The organism is Promicromonospora sp. NPDC060271, assembly GCF_042726755.1.
Classification (GTDB): domain Bacteria; phylum Actinomycetota; class Actinomycetes; order Actinomycetales; family Cellulomonadaceae; genus Promicromonospora.
In genome coordinates this window covers 1-7,706 of the sequence record NZ_JBHXBG010000227.1, presented here as the reverse complement: position 1 = coordinate 7,706, position 7,706 = coordinate 1, and the positions used below count along the sequence as shown (strand labels likewise).

The window sequence follows — 7,706 nt, the reverse complement described above, 5'->3', positions numbered from 1 at the left end:
CCTGTCCGAGTTCCTCTGGTGACACCAGGGAGACCCGGACAGGCGCTCTACTTCGCGGAACCCCTCAGGTCAGTTGAGCATCAGGACCACCGCGTCGCCGGCCTCGGCGGCGGCACCGTAGAACGCCGTCAGCTCGCCGTAGGCCTGCGCCAGACGCTCGGCGTCCGTCTCGGCGGCGTGCTCGCCCGGGTCCGGGCAGACGTCCTCGTCGCACACGTGGGCGGCGTCGGCCAGCGGCGCCAGGGTGTCGAACGACGTGCCGACCAGGAACGCGGCGGCCTTCTCCACGTCGTCAGGGCCAAGGTAGCGCACCGGCGTGATCCCGTCGGCGGAACCCAGCGCGGCGCCACCCTGCACCGGGTCCACCGGCATCCCGCCGTGCACCCGCAGCACGGTGTGCAGCGGACCCCAGACGGTCCCGATGCTGAAGTACCTCGCCTCCTGTGCCGGAAGGTCCATCTGCACCCATTCGCCGGCGAGCTCGTCGATGTGCTCGAGCGCCCAGGTCGGGTCGGTGCGTGCCTTGTCGAAGTCCTCGGCTGCTAGCCGTGCGTACTCACAATGAATCATCCCCATGGCCCGTGACCGTACCGATAATGCGTTTCCGTGTGTATGGGCAAAACGGACACGTTTCCGCGCAACATTTTCCCATAGACGGTAAAACGGAAAATCTATACGAATCCGTGCCCGTTCTGGGGGCATTGGTCCCCCAGAACGGGCGGGTGAATTCACACCGAGTTAACGCGGGACGTCAGTGCAACCTTCGATCATCCCCCGACATGCTCGCGAGCGCCTCCGTTGGCGTGCCTTCGTCACGCCAGCGCAGCGTCGCCGCGACTCCGTCCATGAGCTCGACGGAGCCCTCGGGGGCGAACGTGAGGCCGGCGTCCTGCCCCACGGCGGCGCGTACGAGCGCCACCGAGGCCGGCAGCTCCTCCAGCCGCTCCGTCACCCCGATCGCCTCGAGCTCGGACCGCGAGGACGCGATGTGCATCGGGTCCGGGCCGATCCAGAGCTTGCGGCCGTTCATGGGCGCGTTGCCCGTGCCGTACTCCTCCGCGAGGACGAGCTCCTTGACCTGCCCGCGGGCGAGCACCGCGACGACGTCGTCCACCGACATCACCGCGTTCGACTCGCGGCCGAGCTCCTGCCGCAGCTCCGCGAGGACGCGCTCCCTGCGCCGTTCGCGGTAGGAGTCGAGCGCCTCCGACACCCGTTCGGCGAAGGCACCCTCGTGCACCCCGCCGCCGCGACCGCCGCCCGGCACCTCGACCACGATCTCCGCCGTCGGCGGGGTCAGTGCGGCGCGCACCAGGGACACGACTCGCTTGTCCCCCGAGAACAGCACCAGCTCCGGCCTGGTGTCGGCGACGTGCCGCTCCGTCTCGGCCGCGACCGCCTCCGCGTTGCGCTCCCAGGAGTCCTCGGCGCGCGACTCGATGCGAGCGCGCTTGACCCTGGTGGACCCGGTCTTCTCGATCTCGTCGTGCGGTGCCTGGAACGTGCTGTGGACCTTGCCGTCCGGCCCGACACGGAAGAAGTCCGCGCCCTGCCGGTCGACGATCACCTTGAGCAGCTCCACCGACTCGTCGGCGGCCAGCGCGGCCTGGAGCAGCGTCGGCACGGGAGCCCACGAGCACGTCGTGCCGGCCGGCGGGTTGTTCACCACGCGGTCCACCAGCACGCCGGTGTGGTCGGCGATGACCACCCGGCCGTGCGGTCCCGGGACCCTCGTGGGTCGCAGCACCACCTCTCCCATGGCCTCCAGCACTGCGTCCGGGGCCCCCTGCTGTGCCAGGTCCTTGCGCGCCGAGTTCCACCGGCCTTCGACGTCACGTTCGGCGGCCTGCTCGGACGGCGTCGCGTCCAGGTGCAGGGTCGCAAAGGGGCCCTGGTGGCCGAGGAGGGGCTTGAGCCAGTCGATCTTCATACAAACCTCCGCGTCTCCCGCCGAGGTCGAGGAAGTGCCGTGCCGCACGACGTCGCCCCGGGCGTTCCCTCCAGGAAACGACGGATCACGAGGACACGCCACCCCCAGGCCGGAATTGCCTGTGACCGGAGCGCCAAATCTTCCCCACCAGAAGTTGACCTCAGGGCAGCAAGTGGCAAAGAAGCCTCAAAGGGCTAACCCCTTCAAGCGTATGTGTCCACCTCAGGCAGGTTGTCGCCCTTGTGCTGCGCGGCGATGAGCTCGTGGTGGCGAATGACCTCGCTCACGATGAACTGGCGGAACTGGACAGCGAACTCGGGGTCGAGACCTGACTCCTGCGCGATCGCGGTGAGCCGGGCGATCTGCTGCTGGTCCCGCGACGGGTCGGCCGGCGGCAGGCCGCCTACCGCCTTCAGCTCACCGACCCTCCGCGTCATCTTGAACCGCTCGGCGAGCAGGTGCACGAGTGCCGCGTCGATGTTGTCGATGCTCCCCCGGAGCCGGATGATCTCGGACGGCACCGGAGCGCTGGTCGGTTCGTTGTCAGACACAGGAAGAGGCTAACCGGCGAAGGGCCCTACCGGCGAAGGCTGTTCCGGCCCGCTACGCGGATCGGCTACAGTCTCCGAGCAGGCACGCAACTTGGTGAAGGCCCAGAACTCTGACTTCACCTCTTCAAGACTTCAACGGAGAGCAGCAGATGACACTCGCCACGTCGCCGGCCTTGGTGGAGGTGCCAGAGGGCACCAGCATCAACACCATCCTCGCGGACCGCGTGGCCCGCTCCGGAGACAAGGCGCTCATCGAGCGACGCGAGACCCCCGGCGGCCCGTGGGTCGCAGTGCCTGCCCGCCAGTTCGAGGACGAGGTCCTCGCCGTCGCCCGCGGCCTCGTGGCCCGGGGCATCTCCGCCGGCGACCGGGTCGCGATCATGTCGCGCACCCGCTACGAGTGGACCCTCCTCGACTTCGCCGTCTGGGCCGCCGGCGCCGTGGCCGTGCCGGTCTACGAGACGTCGTCCGCCGAGCAGGTCCAGTGGATCCTGTCCGACGCCGACGTGCGGCTCGTCGTCGTCGAGTCCGCTGCGCACGCCGAGATCGTCCGCAGCGTTCGTCGCAGCCTGCCGACGCTCGAGGACATCCTCCTCATCGACGACGAGGCGATCCTGGACCTGCGCAAGGCCGGCATCAACCTCTCTGCGGGCATCGTCGCCGACCGGCGCGACGCCGTCCGGCGGGACGACCTGGCGACCATCATCTACACGTCGGGTTCCACCGGGCGGCCCAAGGGTGTCGAGCTCACGCACGGCAACTTCGCGCACCTCGCGATGAACGCCGCCATCGGCATCCCGGAGCTGCTGCAGGGCGAGAACGCCCGCACGCTCCTGTTCCTGCCGCTCGCGCACGTGTTCGCGCGCTTCGTGGAGGTCGCGACGGTCGCGGGCAACGCCGTGCTCGGCCACGCCCCGGACATCAAGAATCTCGTGGCCGACCTGGGCTCCTTCCGCCCGACCTACCTGCTCGCCGTGCCGCGCGTCTTCGAGAAGGTCTACAACAGCGCGGAGCAGAAGGCGTCGTCGGGCCTCAAGGCCAAGATCTTCGCCTGGTCCGCCCAGGTCGCGGAGGACTACTCGCGCGCCCTGGACACGCCGGACGGCCCCGACCGTGCGCTCAGGAGGAAGCACGCGATCGCCGACAAGCTGGTCTACAGCAAGCTCAAGGCGACCATGGGCGGCCAGCTCAGGTGGGCGGTCTCCGGCGGCGCGCCGCTCGGCGAACGTCTCGGCCACTTCTTCCGCGGCGCCTGCGTCACCATCCTCGAGGGCTACGGCCTCACCGAGACCACCGCTCCGACGTCGGTCAACCTGCCTGGGCAGACAGTGGTCGGCTCGGTGGGCCCCGCGTTCTTCGGCACGGAGATCAGCATCGCGGACGACGGCGAGGTGCTGCTGCACGGGCCGCACATCTTCCGCGGGTACCGCAACGAGCCGCAGCTCACCGCCGAGGCGTTCGTCGGCGGCTGGTTCCGTACCGGTGACCTCGGCCGTCTCGACGAGCACGGCCACCTGCACATCACCGGCCGCAAGAAGGAGATCATCGTGACGGCCGGCGGCAAGAACGTCGCCCCGGCGGTGCTCGAGGACCGCATGCGCGCGCACCCGCTCGTGAGCCAGGTGGTCGTCGTCGGCGACCAGCGTCCGTTCATCGGCGCCCTCGTGACGCTCGACGCCGAGATGCTGCCCGGCTGGTGCTCGGCGAACGGGCTGCGCAGGCTCTCCGTCTCCGAGGCCCGCGTGCACCCGAAGGTGCTGGCCGAGCTCGACAAGGCGGTCGCCCGCACGAACGAGGCGGTCTCCAAGGCCGAGTCGATCCGCAAGTACATGGTGCTCGACCTCGACTTCACGGAGGCGAACGGCTACCTCACGCCGTCGATCAAGGTGAAGCGCTCCAAGGTGCTCGCCGACTTCGCGGGCGCCGTCGACGCCCTGTACGGAGCGCCGGTCGCAACGCCGACCCGCTGACCCTCGTCGGGTATGTCGAAGTAGAGCCTGTCCAGTTCTCCCGTGCCGACCACAGGAGAACTGGACAGGCGCTCTACTTCGGCTGACCGGGCGAGAGCCTACGCGCTCTTCTCGCGGGGCTGGCGGCCCCGGACCGGGCTCTTGCGCGGCACCACGGTGGGATTCACGTTGTCCAGGACCACATCGCGTGTGATGAGCACACGCTCGACGTCGTCACGGCTCGGCACGTCGAACATGACCTGCTGGAGCACCTCTTCCATGATGGCGCGCAGGCCGCGCGCCCCGGTGCCCCGCAGGAGCGCCTGCTCGGCGATGGCGCCGACGGCCGGCTCGTCGAACTCGAGCTCCACGCCGTCGATCTGGAACATCCGCTGGTACTGCTTCACGAGCGCGTTCTTGGGCTCCGTGAGGATCCGGACCAGCGCGTCGCGGTCGAGCGGCGAGACGGACGCGATGACGGGCAGGCGGCCGATGAACTCGGGGATCAGGCCGTACTTCTGCAGGTCCTCGGGCCGGACCTCCGCGAACAGGTCCTCGTCGACCGCAATGGACTCCATGGGGGCGCTGAACCCGATGCCGCGCTTGCGGGACCGGGCGGCGACGATGTCGTCCAGGCCTGCGAAGGCACCGGCCACGATGAACAGCACGTTCGTCGTGTCGATCTGGATGAACTCCTGGTGCGGGTGCTTGCGCCCGCCCTGCGGCGGCACCGAGGCGGTCGTGCCCTCGATGATCTTCAGGAGTGCCTGCTGCACGCCCTCACCGGACACGTCGCGCGTGATCGACGGGTTCTCGGCCTTGCGGGCCACCTTGTCGACCTCGTCGATGTAGATGATGCCCGTCTCGGCCTTCTTGACGTCGTAGTCCGCGGCCTGGATGAGCTTGAGCAGGATGTTCTCGACGTCCTCACCCACGTAGCCGGCCTCGGTCAGCGCGGTCGCGTCCGCGATGGCGAAGGGCACGTTGAGCATCTTGGCGAGCGTCTGCGCCAGGTAGGTCTTGCCCGTGCCCGTCGGGCCGATGAGCAGGATGTTGGACTTGGCGATCTCTACCTGGTCCTGCTCGTCCGGGTTGATCGACCGGCCGGCCTCGCCCGCCTGGATGCGCTTGTAATGGTTGTAGACAGCAACGGCCAGGGCGCGCTTGGCGGGGTCCTGGCCAATGATGTACTGCTCGAGGAAGTCGAAGATCTCGCGCGGCTTGGGCAGCTCCGTCAGCCCGAGCTCGGCTGCCTCACCGAGCTCTTCCTCGATGATCTCGTTGCACAGCTCGATGCACTCGTCGCAGATGTACACGCCCGGCCCGGCGATCAGCTTCTTCACCTGCTTCTGCGACTTGCCGCAGAAGTTGCACTTCAGCAGTTCCGCGCCGTCACCGATTCGCACCACTACCTGTCTCCTCGCCTTTGGCACCCTCACGGAGTCCCGCACAGGCCGGTTGACCCAGCAGATCCGCAACGTCGAGCGGTCTTAGATCCATTCCACACCACGGGTGGCTCGTTGTCAGCCCGGCGGCCCGGCGGGTCGCTGAGGCGACTTTCACCACATCATGACAATTTTGTCATGTTCTGTGCAGCGTGTCCCACCATGCCCGACGCCGGGGCTCGTCGTCCACCGGTATTGGTGGCTCGCCCCGGCGTCGGGAAGCGGTCTCGACGCAACCGACCGAGAGGTCAGTTGGTCACGACCGTGACAGGCTTGCGCGACTGGAGCACCTCGTCGACCAGGCCGTACTCCTTCGCCTGGGCGGCGGTCAGGATCTTGTCGCGCTCGATGTCGTCCCGCACCTGCTCCTGCGTCTTGCCGCTGTGCGTCGCGAGCGTCAGCTCCAGCCACTCGCGCATGCGGATCAGCTCGTTCGCGTGGATCTCGATGTCCGAGGCCTGCGCGTAGCCGCCACCCTCCATCGCGGGCTGGTGGATCAGCACGCGGGAGTTCGGCAGCGCGAGCCGCTTGCCCGGCTGGCCGGCGGCCAGCAGGACGGCGGCGGCCGACGCGGCCTGACCCAGGCACACGGTCTGGATCTGCGGCTTGATGAACTGCATGGTGTCGTACAGCGCCGTCATGGCCGTGAACGAGCCACCCGGCGAGTTGATGTACATCATCACGTCGCGGTCCGGGTCCTGGGTCTCCAGGACCAAGAGCTGGGCCATGACGTCGTCCGCCGACGCGTCGTCGACCTGGACGCCCAGGAAGATGATGCGGTCCTCGAACAGCTTGGTGTACGGGTCCTGGCGCTTGAAGCCGTACGCGGTGCGCTCCTCGAACTGCGGGAGCACGTAGCGTGCGGACGGCATGGCGCCGGCGGTGGCAAAGGGCATCCCCGCACCCGAACGGGCGCCGGCAAGGCGCTCTGCGGCTGCGACGAACTGGGCTTCAGGACTCACGGTCATCTCCTCTTGAGAAAGCTCTTGATGCGTTTCCGGGCGGTCAGCTGTTCATGCCGCCGCCGCCGGCCAGCGCAGCGGTTTCGACGACGTGGTCGACGAAGCCGTACTCCAGTGCCTCGGAGGCCGTGAACCAGTTGTCTCGGTCGTTGTCCTTGATGATCGTCTCGAGCGACTGACCGGTCTGCTCGGCGGTCAGCTCGGCGAGCACCTTCTTCATGTGCATGATGAGCTGCGCGCCGATCCGCACGTCGGTGGCCGTGCCACCGATGCCGCCGGACGGCTGGTGCATGAGCACGCGGGCGTGCGGCGTGATGTAGCGCTTGCCCTTCGTGCCCGAGGACAGCAGGAACTGCCCCATCGAGGCGGCCATGCCCATCGCGACCGTCGCCACGTCCGGCTTGATGAACTGCATGGTGTCGTAGATCGCCATGCCGGCCGTGATCGAGCCGCCCGGCGAGTTGATGTAAAGCCAGATGTCCTTGTCGGGGTCCTCGGCCGCGAGAAGCATCATCTGCGCGCTGATCGCGTTCGCGTTCTCGTCGCGCACCTCCGACCCCAGCCAGATGATGCGCTCCTTGAGCAGCCGGTTGTAGATGGAGTCGTTGAGCCCGAAACCAGCACCCTCCGCCCGCGCTACCGGCCCGGCATCCATCCGCAGCAGATCGTTCACGTCCATCTCCTCGGTTCTGACTCTCGTCTGTTGGACCACGTCTCTGGACCACGTCCCATCGACGTCTCGCTCGACCCTAACGTGCCCCCACCCGCCGGAACTCCTGATTCGGAGCCCGTTTCGCCTACAGCGCATCGGTGCTGCCCACGGCGAAGTCAGGGAACGCGGACGGCGGTCCGCACCCTCACGCCGAGGG

The 7,706-nt window shown here is 68.2% G+C and carries 7 protein-coding genes; 1 reads left to right on the top strand and 6 read right to left on the bottom strand.

Annotated features, from left to right (window positions below):
- Positions 1-69: 69 nt before the first annotated feature.
- From ACFWE2_RS23495 to ACFWE2_RS23485, 3 genes are all read right to left on the bottom strand, one after another.
- Entirely contained in the window at positions 70-576 is a 507-nt protein-coding gene (locus ACFWE2_RS23495) for a DUF1877 family protein (protein ID WP_377226626.1), read from the bottom strand.
- A 175-nt stretch (positions 577-751) separates the two neighbouring features.
- Positions 752-1,930, bottom strand: coding sequence for a hypothetical protein (locus ACFWE2_RS23490; RefSeq protein WP_377226625.1), 1,179 nt, complete (start codon positions 1,928-1,930; stop codon positions 752-754).
- A gap of 203 nt (positions 1,931-2,133) precedes the next feature.
- Positions 2,134-2,481, bottom strand: a complete 348-nt coding sequence (locus tag ACFWE2_RS23485; RefSeq protein WP_377226624.1) for a chorismate mutase — start codon at positions 2,479-2,481, stop codon at positions 2,134-2,136.
- Positions 2,482-2,630: 149 nt separating this feature from the next.
- Here ACFWE2_RS23485 and ACFWE2_RS23480 point away from each other — a divergent pair, with 149 nt between their 5' ends.
- The gene (locus ACFWE2_RS23480; RefSeq protein WP_377226623.1) at positions 2,631-4,451 is read left to right on the top strand and encodes an AMP-dependent synthetase/ligase; all 1,821 of its coding nucleotides are present in this window, start codon (positions 2,631-2,633) and stop codon (positions 4,449-4,451) included.
- A gap of 98 nt (positions 4,452-4,549) precedes the next feature.
- Here the strand turns inward: ACFWE2_RS23480 and clpX are convergent, their stop codons facing one another.
- The 3 genes from clpX to ACFWE2_RS23465 form a co-directional block, all read right to left on the bottom strand.
- On the bottom strand, positions 4,550-5,839 hold the full coding sequence (gene clpX, locus ACFWE2_RS23475) for an ATP-dependent Clp protease ATP-binding subunit ClpX (RefSeq protein ID WP_377226622.1): 1,290 nt from the start codon (positions 5,837-5,839) through the stop codon (positions 4,550-4,552).
- A 284-nt stretch (positions 5,840-6,123) separates the two neighbouring features.
- Entirely contained in the window at positions 6,124-6,837 is a 714-nt protein-coding gene (locus ACFWE2_RS23470) for an ATP-dependent Clp protease proteolytic subunit (protein ID WP_377226621.1), read from the bottom strand.
- Between the two features lie 43 nt (positions 6,838-6,880).
- The gene (locus tag ACFWE2_RS23465) at positions 6,881-7,516 is read right to left on the bottom strand and encodes an ATP-dependent Clp protease proteolytic subunit (protein WP_281383652.1); all 636 of its coding nucleotides are present in this window, start codon (positions 7,514-7,516) and stop codon (positions 6,881-6,883) included.
- Positions 7,517-7,706 lie beyond the last annotated feature (190 nt).

What these genes read in the sequence shown, in the direction of transcription:
- ACFWE2_RS23495 (WP_377226626.1), bottom strand. Translation starts at nt 576, where the DNA reads ATGGGGATGATTCATTGTGAGTACGCACGGCTAGCAGCCGAGGACTTC.
- ACFWE2_RS23490 (WP_377226625.1), bottom strand. Translation starts at nt 1,930, where the DNA reads ATGAAGATCGACTGGCTCAAGCCCCTCCTCGGCCACCAGGGCCCCTTT.
- ACFWE2_RS23480 (WP_377226623.1), top strand. Translation starts at nt 2,631, where the DNA reads ATGACACTCGCCACGTCGCCGGCCTTGGTGGAGGTGCCAGAGGGCACC.
- ACFWE2_RS23465 (WP_281383652.1), bottom strand. Translation starts at nt 7,516, where the DNA reads ATGGACGTGAACGATCTGCTGCGGATGGATGCCGGGCCGGTAGCGCGG.